Genomic DNA, 24,130 nt, shown 5'->3' on the forward strand with positions numbered 1-24,130 from the left:
TAATGGTATAATAAAAGTTATGAAAACAATAATAACAAAAGTAGACAAAAACCAAATAGAGAAAGAAGTCATAGAGCAGGCAGGAAAAATTATACAAGAAGGAGGTTTAGTTGCCTTCCCAACGGAAACGGTATATGGACTTGGGGCAAATGCACTCGACGAGGAGGCGGCAAAGAAAACGTATGAGGCAAAAGGCAGACCTTCGGATAATCCTCTGATTATTCATATCGCAGACATCAGCCATCTGAATAAGATTGTTCAGAATATCTCTAAGAAGGCAATGGATCTGGCGGAAGTATTTTGGCCGGGCCCGCTTACAATGATTTTTGAGAAGTCGGATATAGTACCATACGGAACGACAGGCGGATTGGACACGGTTGCTGTCCGTATGCCTGATGATATAATTGCGCGGGAATTGATTTTAGAAGGGGGAGGATATATTTCTGCCCCAAGCGCTAACACTTCGGGACGTCCAAGTCCAACAACGGCAAAACATGTTGAGGAAGACATGAGCGGAAGGATTGACATGATTTTGGACGGGGGAAGTGTGGATATCGGCGTGGAATCGACGATTGTGGATATGACGGCAGAGCCGCCGATGATTTTAAGACCGGGGGCGGTGACCCAGAGAATGCTTGAGGAAGTCATTGGGGAAGTGCAGGTGGATAAGACACTTCTCGGTGAGGAGACGAGTGAAGCGCCGAAAGCGCCGGGAATGAAGTACCGTCACTATGCACCGAAAGCGCAGTTGAAGATTGTGCAGGGAACACTGAAAGACGAAGTGCATGCAATTAAACAACTTGCTTATGAGAAGACAAAAAAAGGAAAAAAGGTAGGTATTATTGCCAGCACGGAGACTGCCCCTCAATATACGGCAGGGCTGATTAAGCCGATAGGAACAAGAGAAAATCAAAGTTCCATTGCCAAAAATTTATATAAAGTGTTGAGAGAGTTCGATGATGAAAATGTAGATTGTATTTACAGTGAATCTTTTTCTGTTGACGGAATCGGAAGCGCAATTATGAACCGATTGGAGAAAGCAGCGGGACATCAGATTATTGATGCCAATGAGATTGCGTCGAAGCAGAAGTTCAGAAGAGTTGTCTTTGTCAGCAAAAGTGACAACAGCAGAGGGCCAATGGCGGCGGAATTATTGAGAAATCATGATTTGATTCAGGAGTATGATATAGAGTCAAGGGGAATGATCGTACTGTTTCCGGAACCGGCAAATCAGAAGGCGGAGGCCATTATGAAAAGTCAGCAGATGACACTGGAAGGCCATGAGGCAGTTGCCTTTAGTGAGGCGGACTTAGACGAGGATACACTTGTTCTGACACTTGAGGAGAACCAGAAATGGAAAATTGTTACCGATTATGAGTATGTAAAACATGTTTATACATTGGGAGAATATGTGGAGATTGATAAAGAAGTGCCATCAGCCTACGGGCAGCCGTTGGTGGAATATGGCAAGTCTTTTGAAATATTAAAAGAAATGATAGAAAAACTTGCAGAAAAATTAAATGCAGAAGCAAGGAAATAGGAATATGGAGGAAAACTATGGCAAAAGTACATGTAATGGAACACCCATTAATCCGTCACAAAATTAGTTATATCAGAAGAGCAGACTTAGGTTCAAAAGATTTTAGGGAAATGATCAGCGAGATTGCTATGCTCATTTGTTATGAGGCAACAAGAGACTTAAAATTGCAGGACGTAACAATTCAGACACCGATCTGTGAGACTGTTGAAAAGGAACTTGCAGGAAAGAAACTTGCGGTCGTGCCTATTTTGAGAGCAGGGCTTGGTATGGTGGAAGGAATGCTGGCAATGATTCCGGCAGCAAAAGTAGGACATATCGGATTATATCGCGATCCTGATACTCTTGAACCTGTAGAATATTATTGTAAACTGCCGGCAGACTGCGAAGAGAGAGATGTTTTTGTAGTGGATCCGATGTTGGCGACAGGAGGCTCAAGTGTGGCGGCAATCCAGATGTTAAAGGATAAGGGAGTAAAAAATATCCGTTTTCTATGTATCATCGCAGCACCTGAAGGAGTTGAACGCATGCAGAAAGAGCACCCTGATGTAGACATTTATATCGGCGCTTTAGACAAGCAGTTAAATGAACACGGATATATTGTTCCGGGACTTGGAGATGCGGGGGACCGTATATTTGGTACAAAATAGTACAGAAGGTGAAAAAATGAGTGAAAAAAGAAACGATTATATTTCATGGGACGAGTATTTTATGGGAGTTGCAATGTTGTCCGGAATGCGTTCAAAAGATCCAAGCACGCAGGTAGGGTGCTGCATTGTAAGTCAGGATAATAAAATTCTTTCAATGGGCTATAACGGATTGCCAAAAGGCTGCTCAGATGATGAGTTCCCGTGGACGAGAGAGGGCCAAGATCCGCTGGAGACAAAGTATGTGTACACGGTACATAGTGAGTTGAATGCTATTTTGAATTACAGTGGGGGAAGTCTTGCAGGAGCAAAACTGTATGTATCTCTTTTTCCATGTAATGAATGTGCAAAAGCAATTATCCAGTCAGGCATCAAAGAAGTTGTCTATGACAGTGATAAATATGCGGATACGGCATCAGTTATGGCGTCAAAGCGAATGATGGACTGTGCGGGAGTTCGTTATCATCAATATCACCGTACAGGAAGAAGAATTGAAATAGAACTGTAAAGGAGTGTCGCAAAATAACTGATTAAGTTCAGTTATGGAGCGATGCTCCTAACTTTTTGCAAAAAAATAGAGATGATTTTTTGTATAGAAAAGGGAGCGCTGCTCCATAGGTGATTCTCACCTATTTTGCAACGCCCCCTTTTAACTGATTTTTTTTGCCTGCTTCAGAAGAAAATGATAACGTTTTAATGCTGCGTTACTCTCAAAAATGTAACAGTCAATTAAATCGGGATCGAGTACATTTTGAAAGTTTATATAAGCGTTATCCATATCGGCTTTTACTTTTTCAATTTCTTTAAGTAAGACGGTATCCTGTATAGGTGTGTTTGTATGTTCCCGATATACGACCTTTGCTTTTCGTTTCTTTTGAAATAGTTTCATATGCCCTCCCGCTTTCCAATGATAACTTATTGCTTCTATTTCTAGTATAGTCATGGAAGACAGGTTTCATACACGGATAAGAAAATATTGGATTTTAGGAGAAAAGAGGAATGAAATAATACGGATTTGTATAGATATGAAGTGAGGGGGATAGGGAAATGGAAATGGAAAAGGAACATTCAGGGTTTATTATTAATTTTATCATTCGGGCAGTTATTGGGATAGGGCTTATTTTCTTTATCAACGAATATCTTTCTTACAGACAGATAGAGATTGCGGTGGGTATTAATCCGGTCTCCGTTTTACTGTCAGGATTTTTAGGTGCGCCGGGCGTTGCCCTGCTTTATGGCATATTAGTATACCAAATTTTGTAGAGTTTTTACAAAGTTTCGGAAAATCATATTAAACTATGGACAAGAGGAGAAAACAGATTTATAATACAACTCACAAGTCACATAGATTCTAAGACAATCAGTCCATTCGGACAATGACAATCCAACAGGAGAATTGAATATAGGATAAGGAGGAGATTGTGAGGAGCAGATGTTTTGTTATTTGCGACAGTGAAATCGTGTATGCGGAGAAATTATCTTTTATTTTAGGAAAGAAAATAGATTTTCCGGTATATGTCTGTTCTGCAAAAGAGCAAATCGAGAAAATAGCGAATGAGATTCCAATTGAGATATTGCTTTTGGACGAAAGATTTGCAGAGAAGGTACAGACGGATATAGCGAGAAAGGTGATTTATCTCACGCGGGAGCGAGGAAAAGTGGAAGAAAAACAGGCGATCTATAAATATCAGTCGGCTGACAATATACTTGCAGACATACTCAATGTTTATGCGGAGGAGGACAGAGACATACTCAGGCAGAACAGATATAAGGAGTGTACATTTATCGGAGTATATTCGCCTGTGCATCGCGTTGGAAAGACTGCTTTTGCCATTGCGCTTGGAAGAGAACTTGCGAAAAGGGAGCGGGTTTTATACTTGAATCTTGAGGAATATTCCGGTTGGGAAGAGCGAATGATGGTAAAAACTTCTCAGACGCTTGCAGATTTACTTTATTACGCGAGGCAGGAAAACAGCAGAATAGGTACAAAGATAGGAGTAATGGCAGAGAAAACCGGACAGTTGGAATATATTGCTCCAATGAAGATAAGCGAAGATTTAAAACAGGTTACTTATGAGGAGTGGCAGGAGTTATTCAGGCAGTTATCACATTTGCGGCTGTACAGAAAAATCATTATTGATTTTGGTGAATGTGTGCAGGGATTATGGAGTCTGCTGAATATTTGTCACAAAATATATATGCCTGTAAGCAGACAGCGGGAATCATCGGCAAAAATATTACAGTTTGAACAAAATGCAGATATTCTCGGATACGGAGGAGTGTTGGACAAGACCGTGCAGTTGGAAATACCTGAAAACTTAGAAGAGTATGTGAGAGACTTACTAAAGAAGGAGGGAAAACAAAGTGATACAGGCAGAACAGTTTCATGGGAAGATATTGGAAAAGATTGATCTGTCAGAGGAGATAGATGATGAGGAACTGACGGAGGTCATCTATCAGGTTTTGGAGGAATACAGTGAAAAACAATATATTTCTTTGCAGGACAAAGTGGAAGTGGGGCAGGAATTATTTAATGCCTTTCGCAAACTGGATATTTTGCAGAACTTAATTGAAGATGAAAATATTACAGAGATTATGATTAATGGAAACCAAAATATTTTTATCGAGAGGGAAGGAAAAATCATTCTCAGTGATAAGCGATTTATTTCCAAAAAGAAACTGGAAGATGTCATTCAACAGATTGTGGCTGAAACAAATCGAATTGTCAACGAGGCAACGCCCATTGTAGACACAAGGCTTTCGGACGGTTCACGAGTCAATATCGTTTTATATCCGATTGCGTTAAACGGCCCGATTGTCACTATCCGTAAATTTCCAAAGGAAAGTATTACATTGGAGAAATTACGGCAGTGGGGTGCGGTCAGCCAAGAAATCATTTCATTTTTACAAATCTTAATACAATCAAAATATAACATTTTTATCAGTGGTGGTACGGGAACCGGAAAGACCACATTTCTAAATGCGTTATCGCAATACATACCAAAAGACGAAAGAGTTATCACAATTGAAGACAATGCGGAACTACAAATAAAAGAACTTCCCAATCTTGTCAGTTTGGAGGCAAGAATGGCAAATATAGAAGGCGTTGGGGAAATCAGTATTCGTGACTTAATTAAAACGGCGCTGAGAATGCGCCCGGACAGAATTATTGTAGGGGAAGTAAGAGGGGCGGAAGTCATTGATATGCTTCAGGCAATGAATACGGGGCACGACGGTTCTTTAAGTACGGGACATGCCAACAGTTCAAAGGATATGATAACAAGGCTTGAAACAATGGTACTTATGGGAATGGACCTTCCTCTTCCGGCAATTCAGCGACAAATTGCATCGGGGGTGGATATATTGATTCATCTTGGCAGATTTCGCGATAAGAGCAGGAAACTGATTTCCATTGAAGAAATTACAGGGTGTGGCAGTGAAGGCGTTCGGTTAAATATGTTGTACCAGTTTCAGGAGACAGAAGAAAAAGGAGGCAGAGTAAAAGGAAAGTGGGTAAAAATACATGAGATGGAAAACAGAGGAAAACTATTGGCAGCAGGATATGAGAAACAGGGATAGACTGTTGGCGATAGTGAAAGGACTAGGCGGAATAGGAATACTGGCATATTTATTTTACCATTCGTGGATAGGGTATGCTGCTTTATTACCTCTTTTATTTCTTTATTATCGGACATGGAAGAAAGAGTATGCAAAGAGGAGAAAAGAGAAGTTCCAAAAACAGTTTAAGGAGGCTTTGCAGTCTCTGCGGACAGTGTTAAATGTAGGATATTCCATTGAGAATGCAATTCGTGAAGTGAAAAAAGAGATGACAACACTGTATGGGGAAGATGCGCTTATTACAAAAGAATTTTCTTACTTAGTCAGACAATTAGAGATGAACATTCCGGTGGAGCAGGCATGGAAAACATTTGCAGACAGGGTAGAGATGAGTGAAGTGACACATTTTGTCACAATACTTTCGACAATTAAGCGAAGTGGCGGAGATATGATTGCGGTTCTGAGACAAACGATAGAAACAATTTGTATGAAACTGGAAGTGCAGCAGGAAATCTATACAATCATTGTGGCAAAACAGATGGAATTTCACATTATGTCGGCAATTCCCATGGGAATCATTGTCTACCTGAAAATGAGTTTTCCTGAATTTTTATCTGTACTTTATCAAGAATTAGTTGGAAAGGTCGTGATGACAGTCTGCCTGCTTATTTATTTTGCGGCGTATCAATGGGGAAAGAAGATATTGGAAATCGAGGTGTAACGTGGACAATAAGATAAAAAAGAAAATGTTTCTTGCCGGAGGAGTGACGCTTATTCTCTCAATAGGGTGTCTTTTGGTGGAAACAGGCAGTCGAAATGTAAGTACGGTAGAGAGAAACGGGTATGGAAAAGGTGAAAGGCAGGAAACATACAAAGTGACGGTCGGGGATATTTTAAAAAATGAATCGTTGGACATTGAGGTCGGGGAGGAAGAGTATACGGTTGAGGAAATCCGCAGGGTATTTAAAAGGACAATGGATCAATTGGAAAAAATAGTGTTGGCGGACAACAAAAGTGCCGATCATGTGGAAAGCAATTTGAATTTCATTGGCGAGATGCCCGATGTTCCAATCAGAATCGTTTGGGAGACCGACAGAAGTGAGATTATAAATGCGCAGGGCGAAATTCAGGAAGAAAATCTTTCAAAAGAGGGAGAGCAGGTGGAAATAAAAGGCTGCCTTTCTTACGGGGAGGAAGAGTGCATGTATGTGATGAATGTGATGGTTTATCCGAAAACATTGAGTAAAAAAGAGAAAGTACTGACAGAGATTCAAAATAAAGTGCGTTCTTCGGACAGAAAAAGTAAAAATAAATCCGCCATGCACCTTCCCGATGAAGTCGGAGGAGAAAAAATTATCTGGAAGAAAACAACAGATTATACATTTCTCTACATATTAGTTTTGGGCGGGGTGTGTACAGTTGCGATTTATACAAGGGAAAAGGAGGAGAAGAAGAAAAGAGAAAAGCAAAGGAGAGAGCAGATGATTATCGATTATCCTGAGATAATCAGTCAGTTATCACTGCTTATCGGATCGGGAATGACGATAAAAAATGCGTGGAAGAAAATACTTTTTCATTATGAAAACAGGAAAAAGAAGGAGGTTAGGTTTGCATATGAGGAGATGTATTGCGCTATGAGGGAAATGCAGGGAGGAATGACCGAATCAGAAAGTTATGAGCGGTTTGGAAAACGGTGCGGCATTTCTTCCTACATGAAACTTGGGACAACTCTTTCCCAAAATGTAAGAAAGGGGGCGAAGGGACTGACGGAATTATTGGAAAAAGAAACGAAAGAAGCGTTGGAAACAAGAAAACAGAGAGCAAAACAGTACGGGGAAAAAGCAGGTACAAAACTACTTTTGCCGATGAGCATGATGCTGATTGTCGTGTTAGTGATTGTAATTGTGCCGGCATTTTTGTCCATATCTATTTAGGAGGAAACAGTATGAGCAGAATAAGATTATTTTGGAGCACATTGAAAAATGACAGAGGAATCGGAGTGGTGGAAGTTATTTTGATTTTGGTCGTTTTAATCGGTCTTGTAATTATTTTTAAATCACAACTGACAGAACTTGTCGAGTCCATTTTTGAGAAGATTACAAGTGAAAGTTCCGGTATTTAAAGGAGAGACAATGAAAAAAGGTGAAGTCACGGCTTTTCTAAGCATTTTGTTTCTCCTATTTCTATCACTGACGGCAACCGTTATTGAGAGTGCGTCGGTGCAGATAACAAAGAATAAAAGAAGAGGAGATGTGGATATGGCGCTGGAGTCGGTGTTTGCAGAGTATCAGAAGGAGATGATGGAAACCTATGATGTTTTCGCATTGGACGGCACTTATGAAAGCAGTACCTTTTCTGAGAAAAACATTCTGGACAGATTGAAATTTTATGGCGCCGGAAACGGAAGATATAAGATAGAGAGAATACAGTTGTTGAGCGATGATTCCGGAAGAGCATTCCGCGAACAGGCAATTGCCTGTATGAAGCAGAAAACGGGGATTGGAATTGTGGAGGAACTTGCCGGTGAAACATCAGAATGGGAAGAGCAGGAAAGAAATCAGGAGGAATCTCAGAAGGAGGAAAAGGAAGTGACGGACAGTTTGGAAGAGTCACTTGCAGAAGCCAAGCAGGAACTTCCAACGGAAGATAATCCGATAGAAGTTGTCTCTGATATTAAGAGCCGCGGTTTGTTGCAGGTTGCCGTGCCAAAAGATATACATATTTCAGAAAAGGCGATTCGGCTGCAGGAACTGCCGTCAAACCGAAAACTGAAAAAAGGGAGAGGCACGTTTAAAATACGAAAAGAAAAAAGCGAAACAATGTCTAAACTATATTTTACGTCATATTTACTGGAGAAGTTTTCGGCAGTGGACAAGCCTGATGACAAGAAAAAATTATCTTATGAATTAGAATATGTGATTGGTGGAAAGGAAAGCGACAGAGAAAATCTGGATATAGTTGTTACACGGCTTGTCGCTATGCGTTTTCCGGCAAATTACGGGTTCCTTTTAGGGGACAGTACGAAAAAGGCGGAGGCAGAGGCGATGGCAGCCACTTTGGCAGGAGTGATTGCTCTTCCGGCATTGGTGGGGATTATTAAGCAGGCAATATTACTGGCGTGGGCATTTGGAGAAAGCATAATGGACGTCCGTTCGCTTTTGGCAGGCGGGAAAGTGGAGTTAGTTAAAAGAAAAGAAAACTGGCAGTTACAGTTATCCTCTCTGTTGAATTTAGGAAAAGAGGAGGGAGATGTACAGAAAAAAGAAACTGGGCTTTCTTACAGAGAGTATTTACGCATGCTGCTTTTCCTGCAGAAAGAAGATGAGTGTACGATGAGAAGTCTGGATATTATTGAAATGAATATACGGCAGAAAAAAGGAGAGTTTTTCCGAATAGATTCCTGTGTAAGTAAACTGGAAATAAAAAGTATTTGTAAAATACGGGAGAGAATTACATATCAGTTCTCCACTTTATATGGATATCAATAAGAGAAAAGAGGTGAATAATGATGTCCTTTCTATTTATAAATTCCCAAAAGACATTAAAACATCAAAAAAAGAATAACAGAAGGAAGGAGGAAGACTCTACTAAGACACAATCCATAACATCTTATTTCCCAAAAAAAGTAGAGAGGGCATCATTATTCACCTCTTTTAAAGGAAGTATTACCGTAGAAGCGTCTATGGCAGTTCCACTGTTCTTTTTGGCAATCTGTTGTCTTTGTTACCTTTTAGAAGTCATGTCAATTCAAATGACCATCAGGTCTGCCCTAGATGAGATAGGACGAAAAACTGCTGAAGAAATATACGTCAAACCTTTTATTTTTCCGGGGGAACTGGAAGAGAAAATGGTTGCTCATATTGGAAAAGAACGGTTGGACAGAAGTGTTATAGCAGATGGAAGTCAGGGATTAGATTTAAGCGGGACAACACTGTCAGGGAAAAGCAAGATTATCAAAATGTGTGTAGAGTATAAAATCAAACTGCCGGTATATACTTTCGGAAAACTTGCATTATCCTGTAAGGAGGAATTTCGACTGAAAAGTTGGACGGGATATGAAAAAGAATTCGGATTTCAGGACAAAGAAGATATTGTTTATGTGACCGAGACAGGCATGGTCTATCATAGGGATAATCAATGTACATATTTAGATTTATCCATTCGTACGGCAGGGAAAAAAGATATTGCACAGTTGAGAAATGAGAATGGAGAGAAATATAGAACTTGTGAGAAGTGTGGAAAGAAAGCGGGAAAAAATGTATATATCACGAATCAGGGAAACCGCTATCACAGTTCAATAGGCTGTAGCGGATTGAAAAGAAAAATATATGCCATACCTATTTCTGAGGCGCAAGGGAAAGGAGAATGTTCGAGATGTGGGGAATGATATTTCTTTTGATTTGTGCAATGTGGGATTTGCGTGTAAAAAGAATCCCGACCTATCTGCTTTGGATTGGAACAGCCGGGACAATGATTTTCAATATTTTTTTCTATAAGGGAAATCTGTTTAATCCCCTTGGCGGTCTTATCATCGGCGGTGTCTGTCTTTTTATCAGTAAAGTGACGGACGAGGCATTGGGCTATGGAGACAGTTTTATTATCTGCCTGCTGGGAAGTTATGCGGGATTTTTAAAAACTCTTTGGACTGTGACACTTGCTTTTACAGTGGTCGGTCTGTTTTCCCTGATTTTTCTTATGAGAAAAGGTGACTACAGAAAAAGGACAATACCATTTATCCCCTTTTTGGTAATATCGTATATGGGAGTGATGTATGTATGAAGATGATGAAAGGAAGTCTGATGGTGGAAGCAGCATATATTATGCCCGTGATTTTTCTAAGTTTTATTGCAGGGCTGTATATGCTGTTTTACTTTCATGATAAAAATATTCTTCTCGGAGCAGGGTATGAAACGGTGGTTGTGGGTAGTGAGAAGATGAGGTGGAATGAAGAAAACATAGAGGAGAAAATGGAGGAGTTTTTTCATAAGAGGGTAAAAGGGAAAATGATTTTCTTTTCTAAACCTAAAGTAACTGTGCAGTATGAAAAAGAAGAACTGGTATTACGGGCATATGCTAAAAAGAAAAGAATGGCTTTAAAGATAGAACAAAAGAAGACGGTGAGAATGCCGGAAAGATATATAAGAAAGAAAAGGAAGGTCTATGGAAAGTAAGTATAAACGGGATTGCAAGCATATGTATTTTATTCTGGAAAGACCGGAGTTCTATGAGGAAGATTATCAAATGAAGATGATGAAAGAGAATCGAATCGAGGGACTTTTGCAGGTTGCCGGTCAGGGAATAAATGGAAAAAGCCAGTATAATTATGAGATTAGTGGAAAAGTATCCGTGAAATCCATCTATGAAAAAATGGTGATAGAAAAGGAGGAACTGGAGAATTTTCTTCGACAGTTTTTAAGTCTGCTTAGTCAGATAGAAAACTATCTCTTGAATGTAAACTGCATTCTACTGGAACCGGAATATATTTTTTACGAGGAGGGAAAATACTTCTTCTGCTATCTTCCTATAGAGGAAGAGGAATTCTGTTACAGATTCCATTGTCTTACGGAATACTTTGTAAGTAAGATTAATCATAAAGAACAGGAAGCCATTTTGCTTGCATATGAATTACACAAGGCAACAATGGAAGAGAATTACAGTCTGGAAAAAATTATAGAGCAGGCGATGGCTGCGAGTGTAAAAGAAACAAAAAAGGAAAGAGAGATGGAAGAAGAGTATGAAGATGATTGGATTGACTTTGAAGAGCAGCAGGAAAAACAAGGGAATATCATAGAAGAAAAATGGAAATCATGGAAGAAAAAATGGGGTAGAAGAAAGACGGAAAAATGGGGAGAATGGGAGCAAGATTAGTGTGATATAAAACAGGTAAAAATGCGGTTGTGAAAATAGCAGATAGAGGATATAATGGAGATATAAATTCAGAAGGAGGAATGATATGCCGATAAAGAAGAGACCAATTATAACGATTGGAATTATCGCAATTAATATTCTCGTGTTTGTATGGCTGTCTTTTTTTGGAATGACAGAAGATGGCAGTTATATGCTGGAACACGGAGCGATGTTTGTTCCACTCGTACTGGGAAATCATGAATATTATCGTCTGATAACCAGCATATTTTTACATTTTGGATTTGCACATTTAATGAATAACATGGTTATGCTTTTTTTCCTTGGAAGTATATTGGAGGAGGAAATCGGCAGTTTCAAATATCTTTTATTATATTTTGTAAGTGGCGTGGCAGGGAACATTCTGTCAGCGTTCATGGACCTGAAAACAGGAGAATTTGTCATATCGGCAGGTGCATCGGGAGCGATTTTCGGCGTAATTGGAGCATTGTTGATTATTGTAGCGAAAAATCACGGTCATTTGCGAACATTGGACGGAAAAGGAATGGTATTTATGGTTGTCTGCAGTCTGTATCATGGTTTTACAAGCACAGGTGTAGATAATATGGCGCACATCGGTGGCCTGCTATCAGGAATCCTTCTCGCATTTATCCTGTATCGGAAGCGTCAGAGTAAAAGAAGTACTGTGGAATGGAATTGATTTTACATAGACGGTTCCGTGGTGTGCTTCTGTAACTGCTTTAACGATCGCCAGTCCAAGACCGGTTCCGTTTTCTTTATAAGTGGTAAAAGGCGTGAAAATATCAGAGAGATGACTTTGGGGAATTCCACAACCGTTATCTTTTATGTGCAGAATGATAGATTCATCTTTGGATTGTGCGGAAAAATAAATTTTTCCGTCGGGTTTTACGGCATCTCGTGCATTGGTTAGAAGATTTAACAGCGCTTCTTGTAACTTTATTGGATCACCTGCTATATTCGGAAGATTTTGTTCGATATTTGAAGTGAGTTCAATGGAACTTTCGGTCAATGTTGTTGCGAAAGACAAAATGAGCCGGTTGAAAAAATCAGTAGTGTGAATAACTGTTTTATGTAAGCGGGTTCCATTATTATATAGGGACAGTTCTTCCAGAAGAGTTTTCATAAAGGAAATATCTTCTAACATTTGTTTCCAGTAGGCAAAGTGCGTAACTTCCGGGTGCTGTTTTTGGATTAACTGTAAAGTGCTTGAAATAAGAGTGAGAGGATTTCTTATTTCATGGCTGATTTTGCTTATGGTGAGTTGTTGAAAATCCAATAATTTTTGAATTAACATATAATTGTCGGAGTTTTCATTCATCAATCTGTGTAATTGTTTTTCATCGTCTAATGTGAACATATCTAACCCTCCTGCAAAAAAGTGTAACATTGGGCAGGAGCGGATTCAATAAAAAGAAGAGAACAAATTTCGACAAATAAATCATAGAAGAAAAGAGGAAAAGAAATGAGAGATAATAATTGTATTTTTTGTAAGATAGCAAATGGGGAGATTCCATCTGCAACGATATATGAAGACGAAGATTTTCGTGTGATTTTAGACCTATCGCCGGCATCAAAGGGACATGCATTGATTCTTCCAAAAGAACATTATGCAAATTTGTTTGAATTAGATGACGAAAAGGCAGGCAAGGTATTGGTTGTAGCAAAGAAAGTAATTACAAAAATGAAAGAGATTTTAAATTGCGATGGTTATAATCTTGTGCAGAATAACGGAGAGGCGGCAGGTCAGACAGTAAATCATTTTCATTTACACCTCATTCCAAGATATGAGGGTGATAATGTGGGACTTCAATGGAATCCCGGTACATTGACTGAGGAAGTCAAAGAAGAAATTTTATTGAAATTTCAATAAATTGTAATACAGACAGAGAAAGATAGTAGTAATGAATGAGATAGAAAGTGCAAAAAGAAAATTTACCGGTAACATAAAATTCGACAGTATATACGGAAGAAACAGAAATAAAGTATTTCAGACTGCAATGTACTATACGAAGAGAATGGAAATTGCAGAGGAGATTACACAAGAGATTTTTGTGGAAATGTATGTGGGAATCGATAAAATAGATGAGGCAAAAGTAGATAACTGGTTACTCACTGTTACAAAGAATAAATCATTAAATTGGCTGCACAAACTGGAAGCAGAGGTAAGAAGACTGGAATATTTGCAGGAAAACGGAGAACTGCTGAGTGAGAGTGCGGAATATAGTGTATTGGAGAAAGAACGCAAACAGGATTTTGGACTTTTGAGTCAGGAAATATTTTGTGAGTTATACAAAGAAAATGAAAGATGGTATGAGGTAGTTAGCGGCATTTACTGTTCAGGTAAAACGTATACAGAGGTTGCAGATGAACTTCATGTAAGTAAAGATGTCGTATATGCAATTATCTATAGAGCGAGACGCTGGATAAAGAGGAACTATGGCAAGCGGTATGAGAAAATATTTGAATAATGGCAGAGGTGCATTGACTTAAATAAAAATAGAATGTGCGATGCACATTCTATTTTATTATTGAGAGACTTCTTCGATTAATTTAATAATCGTATCAATGGAGTTCTGTTGTAAAGACTGACTCATCGCATTGACGTAAGAGTCGCGATTATCGTATAAACTATGAATAGAAGCAAGAAGTTTTTCGTTACTTAAATCTTCTTCTTCAATGACGATACTAAATCCCTGACGCTCAAAAGAGTGGGCATTTAAAATCTGATCTCCCCGGCTTGCGTTAGCAGAAAGCGGAATTAATAAATTTGGTTTGCGAAGAGCAAGCAATTCGCAAATGGCATTTGCACCGGCGCGGGAAATAACAATATCCGTTAAGGCGAAGATGTCCTTTAATTCATTCTGAACGTATTCAAATTGTACGTAGCCGTTCAGATGATTCAATGACGGATCCACTTTATTTTTACCGCACAGGTGAATTACCTGGAATTTTTGCAGCAGTTCAGGCAGGATAGCCCGCACAGCGTCATTTACAACTACAGATCCTAAACTTCCGCCGATAATGAGAATAACAGGTTTATCTTCCGTAAGCCCGCAGAATTTTAATGCGGCAGCCCTGTCTCCGGTCAGTAGTTCCTGACGAATCGGAGAGCCGGTAAGGAGAGCCTTCTCTTTCGGTAAATATTCCAATGTCTCGGGAAAATTGCAACATACTTTTGTTGCGGAAGGTATGGAAAGTTTGTTTGCCAATCCCGGGGTCATATCTGATTCATGAATAATCGTTGGAATATGATGGCGTTTTGCAGCTATAACAACGGGAACAGATACAAATCCGCCTTTGGAGAAGACAACATCAGGTTTCAAAGATTTCATTAGTTTATTCGCTTCGTTTAACCCTTTTACAATGCGGAAAGGATCTGAAAAGTTCTTTAGACTAAAATAACGGCGTAATTTTCCGGACGAGATACCGTGATAGACAATACCTAATTGTTCGATTAGTTCTTTTTCAATACCGGTGTAAGAGCCGATATAATGAATGTCATAGTTTAACTCTTTTAAACGTGGTAATAAAGCAATGTTGGGAGTAACGTGTCCGGCAGTTCCTCCCCCGGTAAGTATAATTCGTTTCATAAAATAAATTCCCTCCGAAATACAGTATATAAGATTTATATTAAACAGATTTCAAAAAAAGGTCAAGGGAAATGAAAAACAGAGAATAGAAGAAGAGGTGAAGCATGAATAAGAAAGAAGACATAACTGCACAGTATTCTGACGAGGAATTACAAAGAGAGGCAGACGAGATAAGAGCGATTATAGAAAATCAACCCGAATTGAAGAAAATGGAGATGCCAAAGGAGGCACATCTCTCATTAATGAATAGAATTAAAGAATATGAGGAAGAAAAATTGAGAAATGCACTGCCCGAGGAGGACAGAGAGGCGCTGCGCATTGGGAGAGAAGTGAAAAAGAAAAGAGAGCGTGCAAAACAGAATCGCAAAAAAATACGGCGTATTATGGGCGTGGCGGCTACGGTTGTGCTGTTTATTGGCATTGGCGTGACGAGTGTGGGCGGAAAGAAACTCTTTATAGACACTTTTGATAAAAAGTTTGGCGGAGAAGATAAAACTTATGTGAACTCTATAGAACCGGAAGATGTCGGAGAAGTTACGGAAGAAGAGGCATGGGAGCAAATCAAAGAAGCATTGGGAGAAGAGCCTGTTAGAATGGTATATAAACCTAGAAATACAAAGTTTTTAAATGCTGTGGTGGATAAAGATTTGCAGGAGGCGGTTTTATATTATTCAGTGCAGGATAAAACGTTGAATGTTCGTATTGTATCCAGATATGTAAAAAGTTCAACGGGAATAGAGATTTCTGACAAACTGCTTCGAGAGTATTCTATACAGTTGCCGGAAACAAAAGTATCGGTTAGAGAGTATAAAGTTTTGGAGACAGGAGAGAAAGAATACATAGCACAATTTACATATAAAAACAGTGAATATTTCCTCTCAGGAATTGTAAATCAGGCGGAATTTGAAAAAATTATTAAAAATTTACACTTTTTTTAAAAAATGGCGTCAGATTTTCCTTCTAAGATTGTATATATAGTGTAAGACAAAATAAGGAGGAGAAAAAGATGCGAAAGAAAATAGCAATTACGGTTGCTGCCCTTTTACTTTCTTTAACACTTTACGGTGGAGAGGGAAAGGAAGTAAAGGCGGTTGAGAATGTACAGAAAGTATCTGTTCAGCAGGACAACAAAGTGAGTGAGGGGATTACAGAGCCGAAAGGGAAATATTTACAATCAGGCAGTTCCAGCATTGGTCAGATTGGAAAAGGAAAGATTAAAGTGTCGGGAACGACAATAGCACAGCAGCTTGTATCTACAATTAAAATCAGTGTTATGGTGGAGCGACAGGTGAACGGTGACTGGCTAAGTTATACATCGTGGAATGCAAGTGATACAAACGCATATGCGCTTACGACGTCAAAAACAATGTATGTTCCAAGAGGATATTACTACCGCGTGAGATGTGTTCACTCCGCGAATTCAGATGTAGGAGACTCAAATACGAGCGCAATTTTGGTGGACTAGTTTTCAGTTCAGAGGGACTACTGCAGCCATTGCAGTAGTTACGGAAGAGGAACTGTTAACGAAGATTCAAGTAGTTTTCCTATCTCATGTCTTTACACTAAACTACCGAATCCTGCAATGGCTGCAGTAGTCCCTCTGGATAGAATAAATCTTTATAATATTAATTCATTGACAGAGATTAATATTTCAAAAAACAGACTATATCATTTCTATGGAGTTGAGGGCAAAACAACTCTGTCTATTTATAAAAATAAAAACTATCGACAAACAGAATTTGTCAATAGTTTTCAATCTTAACGTCCCGTTACTTCTTTCAAAGCCTGTGCTAGTTGGTCAGGGCAAGATGTGGATTTGTATCCGCATTTAATCCCTTCAATACGGGAGATAGCCTCATCTACATTCATTCCTTCAATTAATTTTGCAATTCCCTGAAGATTTCCGGAACAGCCTCCGGTAAACTGAACAGCGTGGACGGTATCATTCTGAATATCAAATGTAATCTTTTGTGAACAGACTCCATGTGGTTTATAGTCCATAGTCATAACCTCCTTTACTTTTGCTATTATAACAAAGGTGTTGAAAAAAAACTAGGTAAGAAATCAAAATTCTGTTATACTGAGAAAAGAAAATAAATAAAAATCAAAATAGAGGAGAAGAGAAATGATTGGAATTATTGGAGCAATGCAGAACGAGGTAGTTCTTTTGCAGGAAGAAATGACTGTGGAAGAAACGGTAGAAAAAGCGGGCATGGTATTTTATAAAGGGGAATTATGCGGACAGAAGGCAGTTATCGTAAAAAGCGGGATCGGGAAAGTCAATGCCGCTCTCTGCGCGCAGATTTTAGTGGATATGTTCCATGTGGATACACTGATTAATACGGGAATTGCAGGTTCTCTGAATGCTGAAATCAACATTGGAGATATTGTGATTTCAACAGATGCGGTACAGCATGATATGGACACAACTATATTTGGAGATCCGCTCGGACAAGTGCCACAGATGGATACGTTTTCATTTCCGGCAGATGAGAAGTTAGCAAAACTGGCAAAAGAAGTAAACGAGGAAGAAAATCCGGATATTCAGACATTTATGGGAAGAATTGTAAGCGGAGATCAGTTTGTTTCTTCGGGGGAAGTGAAGGAGAGACTGGTTTCACAATTTGATGCAATGTGTACGGAGATGGAGGGGGCTGCAATCGCACATGCAGCATACTTAAATAAAGTTTCGTGTGTCATTATTCGAGCAATTTCGGACAAAGCCGACAATAGCGCCGTTATGGATTATCCGGCATTTGAAAGACAGGCAATCGTGCATTCTGTAAGGCTTGTACGCGGTCTGATGAAAAAACTGGGATAAAAAAACATTGAAAATCAAAGTCAGAAATGACATTTTATGTAGAAAGTTGTAGAACGAATCTTCGCCCAAATTCTTTTATTTACGCTATAATGTCGCTAGATAAAAGAAGGAGGGCTTTTTATATGCTAGAAAAAATAATGGAAGCAAATGTAATACTTTGGATAATGGGCGCAATTATCGCAATCGGAGTACTTGGGAAGTTTATAACGGTGGTAACTTTGGGAAAACTGGTAAGAGCGTCAGGAGAAATGGGGAAAAGTACGCATAAGTTAATGAAACTGGTAAAAGCAAAGTTTGAACACACTATTATGGTCAGCGAGAAAGTGGAAAATATCCATGCGTTTGTGGAAAAGTACATTTTTGAATATCGCGTTTGTGGATTACACTTACATACATGGAGATATTTAGAAAAACAATCCATATGGTTCTGTGGAGTGGCGGGGTGTATAGGAGCATTTCTAAGTTACAGACTTGGAGGCGTACAGGAAGAGATGTTCAGATATACGGCACTGGCAGGAGTGGGAATGGTCGTATTGTTCCTTGTGTATATTTCCACTGACGAGAGTTACCAGATGGATACAATTCAGGTATATATGGTGGATTATCTGCAAAATATATGTGCTCCGCGCTATCAGAAACAGCAGGCTTTACAGATGCAGAGAATGGAAGAGATGATGAAAGAACCGGAAGAAATAAAAGAGAGTGAAGAAGTGCAGGAACAGGAGATAAAAGAGACTGTTGAAGAGGAAGTGAAGGCAGCGGAAGAAGTGGAGGAAACTTCCATGGAACAGGCAGAAATCAGACAGGAAGAAATAAAAGAAGAAAAAGAAGAGAAGAAAGTATCTCAGGAAGTCATTCTGCGAGAAATATTAGAAGAGTTTTTGGCTTGATAAACAAGAATCAATTTGATAAAATACTAGCATATAGTATTTTTCAGAGAGAGGATTGAGAATCATGAATAAGAAAGTTACATTTGACTATTCAAAAGCAGGTGCTTTTATTAAAGAACACGAAGTAGAATATATGGGAAAATTAGTTGCAGATGCGAAAGAACTTCTTGTCAGCAGAGAAGGTGCAGGGAACGACTTTTTAGGTTGGATTGATTTGCCTGTAGATTATGATAAAGAAGAGTTTGAACGCATTCAGAAAGCTGCTGAGAAGATTCAGGGCGATTCAGAAGTACTTCTTGTAATCGGTATCGGAGGTTCGTATTTAGGAGCAAGAGCGGCTATCGAATTTTTAAGACACAGTTTTTACAATATGGTTTCTAAAGAAGTCAGAAAGACACCGGAAATTTATTATGTGGGAAATAATATCAGCAGTACATATATCAAACATTTAATCGATGTAATTGGTGACCGTGACTTTTCTATTAACATGATTTCAAAATCGGGTACAACTACAGAGCCTGCTATTGCATTCCGCGTATTTAAAGAATTATTGGAGAATAAATACGGAAAAGAAGAAGCAGGAAAGAGAATTTATGCGACAACAGATAAGGCAAGAGGAGCACTTAAGAATCTTGCCACAGAAGAAGGATATGAAAGTTTTGTTGTGCCGGACGACGTGGGAGGACGTTTCTCAGTTCTCACAGCAGTAGGTTTACTTCCAATCGCAGTGAGCGGTGCAGATATTACAAAATTAATGGAAGGTGCACAGGAAGGAAGAAGACTTGCGCTTGAAAGTGATTTTGCAGAGAATGATGCGCTTAAATATGCGGCAATCCGCAACATTTTACACCGCAAAGGAAAATCAGTTGAGGTGTTGGCAAACTATGAGCCAAACCTTCACTATGTATCTGAATGGTGGAAACAGTTATACGGTGAAAGCGAAGGAAAAGACCAGAAAGGTATTTTCCCTGCATCAGTGGATTTAACTACAGATTTACATTCTATGGGACAGTTTATTCAGGACGGAAGCCGTATTATGTTTGAAACTGTATTAAACGTAGAGAAATCTACAGAAGAAATCGTGCTGAAAGAAGAACCTGTTGATTTAGACGGATTAAACTATCTTGCAGGAAAGACAGTAGATTTCATCAATAAGAGTGCGATGAATGGAACAATTCTAGCACATACGGACGGAAACGTACCTAATCTTATGGTAAGTATTCCGGAACAAAATGAATATTACTTAGGTCAGTTATTCTACTTCTTTGAATTTGCCTGTGGTGTGAGCGGATATCTCTCAGGGGTAAATCCGTTTGACCAGCCGGGAGTAGAAAGTTATAAGAGAAATATGTTTGCCTTACTTGGAAAACCGGGCTTTGAAAAAGAGAGAGAAGAGTTATTAAAGAGATTGTAGAATATTTCTCCAGCAAGAACATAAAGACGGAGTTTAAAAAACTCCGTCTTTTTCATAACAGAAGAAAGGGTGTATCAGAGTGTTACCGGTACAGATATTGAAAAAAACGGTTTGTGATATACAGGATATTACGGGCACTGCATGTTCCATATGGAATGTGGACGGAAACTGTCTTGCTCATTCGGGCGGGAAAGAAAAAGAACTGTCTGATTTTATAAAAGAACTGCCGGAAGAGGAAGAGTGGGAAGAGAATAACGCAAGTTTTTTTGGTGTATCTTCGGAGGAAGGGTTAATATATGTTCTTGTCTTACATTCGGTTTTGCCGGAAATGAAAATGGCCGGGCGGCTGGGCGTAAAACAGTTGGAAGGATATCTCCGATTATATCAGGAGAAGATGAACCGCAATCATTTTATACAAAATCTTTTGCTGGATAATCTTCTGCTCGTTGATGTGTATAATCGTGCGAAAAATATGCATATACCGATAGAGGCGCGTCGGGCAGTCATTATGATAGAACCGAAAAATCCAAATGACAATTTGATTTTGGAAGTATTGAAAGGGTTGTATGAGACAAGCACAAAAGATTTTGTGACTGCGGTTGACGAGAGCCATATTATTTTGGTAAAAATGCTGGAAGACAGAGAAGGCTATAAAGAATTGAATAAGATTGCCAAATATATTGTAGATATTTTAAATACAGAGGCGATGGTAAATGTGCGTGTCGCCTACGGAACAATCGTAGACGAGATAAAAGATGTATCGAAATCCTACAAAGAAGCGGGAATGGCATTGGACGTTGGAAGAATTTTCTATGAGGAGAAAAATGTGCTTGCATATGATCAACTCGGCATAGGACGTCTGATTCATCAACTTCCGATTTCTCTCTGTGACATGTTTCTTTCAGAAATTTTTGAGGGAAAAGAAATAGAGTTTGACGAAGAAACGCTGACGACAGTTCATAAATTTTTTGACAACAACTTGAATATTTCGGAGACGGCACGACAACTATTTTTACATAGAAATACCCTCGTCTACCGCTTAGAAAAAATACAGAAAAAAACGGGATTAGACGTGAGGGTTTTTGATGACGCATTGACATTTAAAATTGCGCTGATGGTTTCTAATCATTTGAAATCATTGCAGAAATCAGCACAAAGTAACGCAAAGGAGGAAACGAAATGGTAAAATTATATCCACACGGTGTATATCTGCTGAATGGGAAGGAAATCTCAGATGAAGCACAGATGAGCAAAGAGGAAGCACGCAAAAACACGATTGCATACGGCATTCTAAAAGAACATAATACTTCTTCGGATATGGAACATTTACAGATTAAATTTGACAAACTGACTTCCCATGATATTACGTTTGTGGGAATTATTCAGACGGCAAGGGCATCGGGACTTGAAAAATTTCCTGTTCCGTATGTATTGACGAACTGTCACAACAGCCTCTGTGCAGTGGGTGGAACAATCAACGAAGATGACCATATGTTTGGATTAACCTGTGCGAAAAAATACGGCGGTATGTATGTGCCTCCGCATCAGGCGGTTATTCATCAGTTTGCAAGAGAAATGCTTGCGGGCGGCGGGAAAATGATTCTCGGTTCGGACAGTCATACACGCTATGGTGCGTTAGGTACAATGGCCATGGGCGAGGGCGGACCTGAACTTGTTAAACAACTATTGAACAAAACGTACGACATTAAAATGCCGGAAGTTATCGGAATTTATTTGGACGGCGAAGTGATGGCAGGAGTAGGGCCGCAGGACGTTGCATTGGCAATTATCGGTGCTACGTTTGCAAACGGCTATGTGAATAATAAAGTAATGGAATTTGTCGGGCCGGGTGTGGATAAACTGAGTGCTGATTTCCGAATTGGAATTGACGTTATGACAACGGAGACAACATGTCTGTCTTCTATTTGGAAAACAGATGATACGATCAAAGAATTTTATGAAACGCATAAGCGCGCTGATGAATTTAAAGAGTTAAATCCGGGCGCAGTTGCGTACTATGACGGTATGGTTTATGTGGATTTGAGTAAAATTAAACCGATGATTGCGATGCCGTTTCACCCGAGTAATGTCTATACGATTGATGAAGTAAATGCAAACCTGAAAGACATTTTACATGATGTGGAGCAGAAGGCGCTTGTGAGTTTGGACGGTGCGGTGGAGTATTCACTGCAGGATAAAATACGAAACGGGAAATTATATGTAGAGCAGGGAATTATCGCAGGCTGCGCCGGAGGCGGTTTTGAAAACATTTGTGAGGCGGCGCACATTATGAAGGGGCATAATATTGGTGCAGACGAATTTACCTTCAGTGTATATCCGGCAAGTACGCCGATTTACATGGAACTGGTGAAAAACGGAGCGGCTGCGGACCTGTTAGCAGCAGGTGCGGTTGTAAAAACAGCGTTTTGTGGTCCGTGCTTTGGCGCGGGAGATACTCCGGCAAACAATGCGTTCAGCATAAGACATTCGACGAGAAACTTCCCTAACCGTGAAGGCTCAAAACTGCAGAATGGTCAGATTTCATCAGTGGCACTTATGGACGCCCGCTCAATTGCGGCAACTGCCTTAAACAAGGGATACTTAACTTCCGCGACGGAAGTGGTCGACAGAGAGTACAGGACACCGAAATACCACTTTGATGCATCTATCTATGCCAACCGAGTATTTGACAGTAAAGGAATTGCAGATTCGTCAGTGGAAATTAAATTCGGACCAAACATTAAAGACTGGCCTGAAATGTCCGCGCTGCCGGAAAATTTAATTGTAAAGGTAGTATCGGAAATCCATGATCCCGTAACAACGACAGATGAGTTGATTCCGTCAGGGGAAACATCTTCTTATCGCTCCAATCCGTTAGGACTTGCGGAGTTTGCTCTTTCAAGAAAAGATCCGGCTTATGTGGGACGTGCAAAGGAAGTACAAAAGGCACAGAAAGCCATTGAGGAAGGAAGATGTCCTCTTGAAGAACTGGAAGAATTAAAACCGGTTATGGATAAAATTTTTGAGAAAAATCCACAGTTGGATAAGAAGACACTGAGCATTGGAAGTACAATCTTTGCAGTAAAACCGGGTGACGGTTCTGCACGGGAACAGGCTGCTTCCTGCCAGAAAGTTTTAGGAGGCTGGGCAAACATTGCAAATGAGTATGCCACGAAGAGATACCGTTCAAATCTTATCAACTGGGGAATGCTTCCGCTTTTGACGGAGGAGAAAGATACAGAACTAAGTTTTAAAAACGGTGATTATATTTTCTTCCCGGAAATTCGCAAAGCCATTATAGAAAAGAGAAGCGCTATTAAGGCTTACGTTGTAGGGGACGAGTGGAAGGAACTCACTCTGACAATGGGAGAATTAACAGATAATGAGAGAGAAATCATTTTAAAAGGTTGTCTGATTAATTATTATAGAGGTTAAAATTGATAAAATCGGTAAATGCAGGAGAAACGACTGTGTTTACCGATTTTCATTTAACGATAATTGTGTTTGTTGACTAAATGATTAGAAAATTATTAAAAACAGAAAAATAAAAGTATTTTTCAAAATAATATTGACAAAAATAAAGTTGAGTGCTAATATACGATTAACAAAAGAAAACAGACTGAAAAGGAAATAGAAGATTTGTAAAGAAAGCGGGGAGATAATTTCTGACGAGAAAGGAAGTTAAACAGTAGCCGAAAGACAAAGCAGTATATTTTCAAGTAGGAAGATTGATATTTTCTTTGTTTTATGTAACACTTCTTTTTTATTATGGAAGGAGAACAAACCA

At 39.3% G+C, this 24,130-nt stretch carries 28 protein-coding genes; 24 read left to right on the forward strand and 4 right to left on the reverse strand.

From position 1 onward, the window contains the following. Positions 1 to 19 precede the first annotated feature (19 nt). The 3 genes from ACYQ35_RS03230 to ACYQ35_RS03240 are packed head-to-tail and all read left to right on the forward strand — an operon-like array spanning position 20 to position 2,692. Complete coding sequence (locus ACYQ35_RS03230) at positions 20 to 1,540, forward strand: L-threonylcarbamoyladenylate synthase (RefSeq protein WP_459830233.1); 1,521 nt, start codon at positions 20 to 22, stop codon at positions 1,538 to 1,540. 17 nt (positions 1,541 to 1,557) lie between these two features. Continuing rightward, on the forward strand, positions 1,558 to 2,187 hold the full coding sequence (gene upp / locus ACYQ35_RS03235; protein WP_009461836.1) for a uracil phosphoribosyltransferase: 630 nt from the start codon (positions 1,558 to 1,560) through the stop codon (positions 2,185 to 2,187). Between the two features lie 16 nt (positions 2,188 to 2,203). Next, positions 2,204 to 2,692, forward strand: coding sequence for a deoxycytidylate deaminase (locus ACYQ35_RS03240; protein ID WP_459830236.1), 489 nt, complete (start codon positions 2,204 to 2,206; stop codon positions 2,690 to 2,692). A 141-nt stretch (positions 2,693 to 2,833) separates the two neighbouring features. Here the strand turns inward: ACYQ35_RS03240 and ACYQ35_RS03245 are convergent, their stop codons facing one another. Beyond that, the gene (locus tag ACYQ35_RS03245) at positions 2,834 to 3,073 is read right to left on the reverse strand and encodes a YaaL family protein (RefSeq protein WP_009461834.1); all 240 of its coding nucleotides are present in this window, start codon (positions 3,071 to 3,073) and stop codon (positions 2,834 to 2,836) included. 164 nt (positions 3,074 to 3,237) lie between these two features. Between ACYQ35_RS03245 and ACYQ35_RS03250 the strand changes: the two genes are divergently transcribed. The 12 genes from ACYQ35_RS03250 (at position 3,238) to ACYQ35_RS03305 (ending at position 12,307) form a co-directional block, all read left to right on the forward strand. After that, entirely contained in the window at positions 3,238 to 3,447 is a 210-nt protein-coding gene (locus tag ACYQ35_RS03250) for a pro-sigmaK processing inhibitor BofA family protein (protein ID WP_009461833.1), read from the forward strand. Between the two features lie 158 nt (positions 3,448 to 3,605). Continuing rightward, positions 3,606 to 4,595 carry a P-loop NTPase family protein gene (locus tag ACYQ35_RS03255; RefSeq protein WP_459830239.1) on the forward strand — a complete coding sequence of 330 codons (990 nt, stop codon included), beginning with the start codon at positions 3,606 to 3,608 and terminating at the stop codon, positions 4,593 to 4,595. Then, positions 4,549 to 5,763, forward strand: coding sequence for a CpaF family protein (locus ACYQ35_RS03260; protein WP_459830241.1), 1,215 nt, complete (start codon positions 4,549 to 4,551; stop codon positions 5,761 to 5,763). Before ACYQ35_RS03255 ends, ACYQ35_RS03260 begins: the two co-directional genes overlap by 47 nt. After that, positions 5,708 to 6,463: a type II secretion system F family protein gene (locus ACYQ35_RS03265; protein WP_459830244.1), complete on the forward strand. Its 756-nt coding sequence runs from the start codon at positions 5,708 to 5,710 to the stop codon at positions 6,461 to 6,463. Before ACYQ35_RS03260 ends, ACYQ35_RS03265 begins: the two co-directional genes overlap by 56 nt. 1 nt (position 6,464) lies before the next feature. Then, positions 6,465 to 7,676, forward strand: a complete 1,212-nt coding sequence (locus ACYQ35_RS03270; protein WP_459830247.1) for a type II secretion system F family protein — start codon at positions 6,465 to 6,467, stop codon at positions 7,674 to 7,676. Positions 7,677 to 7,687: 11 nt separating this feature from the next. Beyond that, the gene (locus ACYQ35_RS03275; RefSeq protein ID WP_459830250.1) at positions 7,688 to 7,864 is read left to right on the forward strand and encodes a Flp1 family type IVb pilin; all 177 of its coding nucleotides are present in this window, start codon (positions 7,688 to 7,690) and stop codon (positions 7,862 to 7,864) included. A gap of 10 nt (positions 7,865 to 7,874) precedes the next feature. Continuing rightward, complete coding sequence (locus ACYQ35_RS03280) at positions 7,875 to 9,230, forward strand: DUF5702 domain-containing protein (RefSeq protein WP_459830252.1); 1,356 nt, start codon at positions 7,875 to 7,877, stop codon at positions 9,228 to 9,230. 17 nt (positions 9,231 to 9,247) lie between these two features. Beyond that, on the forward strand, positions 9,248 to 10,129 hold the full coding sequence (locus ACYQ35_RS03285) for a pilus assembly protein (RefSeq protein WP_459830254.1): 882 nt from the start codon (positions 9,248 to 9,250) through the stop codon (positions 10,127 to 10,129). Next, entirely contained in the window at positions 10,117 to 10,521 is a 405-nt protein-coding gene (locus ACYQ35_RS03290; RefSeq protein WP_459830256.1) for a prepilin peptidase, read from the forward strand. The genes ACYQ35_RS03285 and ACYQ35_RS03290 overlap by 13 nt, the downstream gene beginning before the upstream one ends. Continuing rightward, positions 10,518 to 10,913, forward strand: a complete 396-nt coding sequence (locus ACYQ35_RS03295; RefSeq protein ID WP_459830259.1) for a TadE family protein — start codon at positions 10,518 to 10,520, stop codon at positions 10,911 to 10,913. The genes ACYQ35_RS03290 and ACYQ35_RS03295 overlap by 4 nt, the downstream gene beginning before the upstream one ends. Next, a complete protein-coding gene (locus ACYQ35_RS03300) occupies positions 10,903 to 11,610 on the forward strand; it encodes a DUF6382 domain-containing protein (RefSeq protein ID WP_459830261.1) in 708 nt (235 codons plus the stop codon). The genes ACYQ35_RS03295 and ACYQ35_RS03300 overlap by 11 nt, the downstream gene beginning before the upstream one ends. 85 nt (positions 11,611 to 11,695) lie before the next feature. Further along, the gene (locus ACYQ35_RS03305) at positions 11,696 to 12,307 is read left to right on the forward strand and encodes a rhomboid family intramembrane serine protease (RefSeq protein ID WP_459830263.1); all 612 of its coding nucleotides are present in this window, start codon (positions 11,696 to 11,698) and stop codon (positions 12,305 to 12,307) included. On the opposite strand, the gene ACYQ35_RS03310 is transcribed toward ACYQ35_RS03305, so the two are convergent. Continuing rightward, positions 12,236 to 12,985 (reverse strand): sensor histidine kinase, encoded by a 750-nt coding sequence (locus tag ACYQ35_RS03310; protein WP_009461821.1) that lies wholly within the window; start codon positions 12,983 to 12,985, stop codon positions 12,236 to 12,238. The two genes, ACYQ35_RS03305 and ACYQ35_RS03310, sit on opposite strands and share 72 nt — an antisense overlap. Positions 12,986 to 13,090: 105 nt before the next feature. Here ACYQ35_RS03310 and ACYQ35_RS03315 point away from each other — a divergent pair, with 105 nt between their 5' ends. Continuing rightward, positions 13,091 to 13,498 carry an HIT family protein gene (locus ACYQ35_RS03315; RefSeq protein WP_009461820.1) on the forward strand — a complete coding sequence of 136 codons (408 nt, stop codon included), beginning with the start codon at positions 13,091 to 13,093 and terminating at the stop codon, positions 13,496 to 13,498. A gap of 31 nt (positions 13,499 to 13,529) precedes the next feature. After that, positions 13,530 to 14,096: an RNA polymerase sigma factor gene (locus ACYQ35_RS03320; RefSeq protein WP_009461819.1), complete on the forward strand. Its 567-nt coding sequence runs from the start codon at positions 13,530 to 13,532 to the stop codon at positions 14,094 to 14,096. Between the two features lie 57 nt (positions 14,097 to 14,153). On the opposite strand, the gene ACYQ35_RS03325 is transcribed toward ACYQ35_RS03320, so the two are convergent. Continuing rightward, positions 14,154 to 15,218, reverse strand: a complete 1,065-nt coding sequence (locus ACYQ35_RS03325) for an undecaprenyldiphospho-muramoylpentapeptide beta-N-acetylglucosaminyltransferase (RefSeq protein WP_459830268.1) — start codon at positions 15,216 to 15,218, stop codon at positions 14,154 to 14,156. 104 nt (positions 15,219 to 15,322) lie between these two features. Here ACYQ35_RS03325 and ACYQ35_RS03330 point away from each other — a divergent pair, with 104 nt between their 5' ends. Continuing rightward, positions 15,323 to 16,156, forward strand: a complete 834-nt coding sequence (locus ACYQ35_RS03330) for a DUF4367 domain-containing protein (RefSeq protein WP_459830271.1) — start codon at positions 15,323 to 15,325, stop codon at positions 16,154 to 16,156. Positions 16,157 to 16,224: 68 nt separating this feature from the next. Continuing rightward, positions 16,225 to 16,683 carry a DUF6147 family protein gene (locus ACYQ35_RS03335; RefSeq protein ID WP_459830274.1) on the forward strand — a complete coding sequence of 153 codons (459 nt, stop codon included), beginning with the start codon at positions 16,225 to 16,227 and terminating at the stop codon, positions 16,681 to 16,683. Positions 16,684 to 16,976: 293 nt separating this feature from the next. On the opposite strand, the gene ACYQ35_RS03340 is transcribed toward ACYQ35_RS03335, so the two are convergent. After that, positions 16,977 to 17,219, reverse strand: a complete 243-nt coding sequence (locus tag ACYQ35_RS03340; RefSeq protein ID WP_459830276.1) for a TIGR03905 family TSCPD domain-containing protein — start codon at positions 17,217 to 17,219, stop codon at positions 16,977 to 16,979. 124 nt (positions 17,220 to 17,343) lie between these two features. Here ACYQ35_RS03340 and ACYQ35_RS03345 point away from each other — a divergent pair, with 124 nt between their 5' ends. From ACYQ35_RS03345 to ACYQ35_RS03365, 5 genes are all read left to right on the forward strand, one after another. After that, positions 17,344 to 18,039: a 5'-methylthioadenosine/adenosylhomocysteine nucleosidase gene (locus ACYQ35_RS03345; protein WP_009461814.1), complete on the forward strand. Its 696-nt coding sequence runs from the start codon at positions 17,344 to 17,346 to the stop codon at positions 18,037 to 18,039. A gap of 122 nt (positions 18,040 to 18,161) precedes the next feature. Next, the gene (locus ACYQ35_RS03350; RefSeq protein ID WP_009461813.1) at positions 18,162 to 18,929 is read left to right on the forward strand and encodes a hypothetical protein; all 768 of its coding nucleotides are present in this window, start codon (positions 18,162 to 18,164) and stop codon (positions 18,927 to 18,929) included. A 64-nt stretch (positions 18,930 to 18,993) separates the two neighbouring features. Beyond that, entirely contained in the window at positions 18,994 to 20,343 is a 1,350-nt protein-coding gene (locus tag ACYQ35_RS03355; RefSeq protein WP_459830281.1) for a glucose-6-phosphate isomerase, read from the forward strand. Positions 20,344 to 20,422: 79 nt separating this feature from the next. Next, positions 20,423 to 21,529, forward strand: a complete 1,107-nt coding sequence (locus ACYQ35_RS03360) for a PucR family transcriptional regulator (protein WP_459830283.1) — start codon at positions 20,423 to 20,425, stop codon at positions 21,527 to 21,529. Continuing rightward, positions 21,523 to 23,778 (forward strand): hydratase, encoded by a 2,256-nt coding sequence (locus tag ACYQ35_RS03365; RefSeq protein WP_459830285.1) that lies wholly within the window; start codon positions 21,523 to 21,525, stop codon positions 23,776 to 23,778. The genes ACYQ35_RS03360 and ACYQ35_RS03365 overlap by 7 nt, the downstream gene beginning before the upstream one ends. Positions 23,779 to 24,130: the final 352 nt, after the last annotated feature.

The sequence above is a fragment of the Faecalimonas hominis genome (assembly GCF_054660755.1).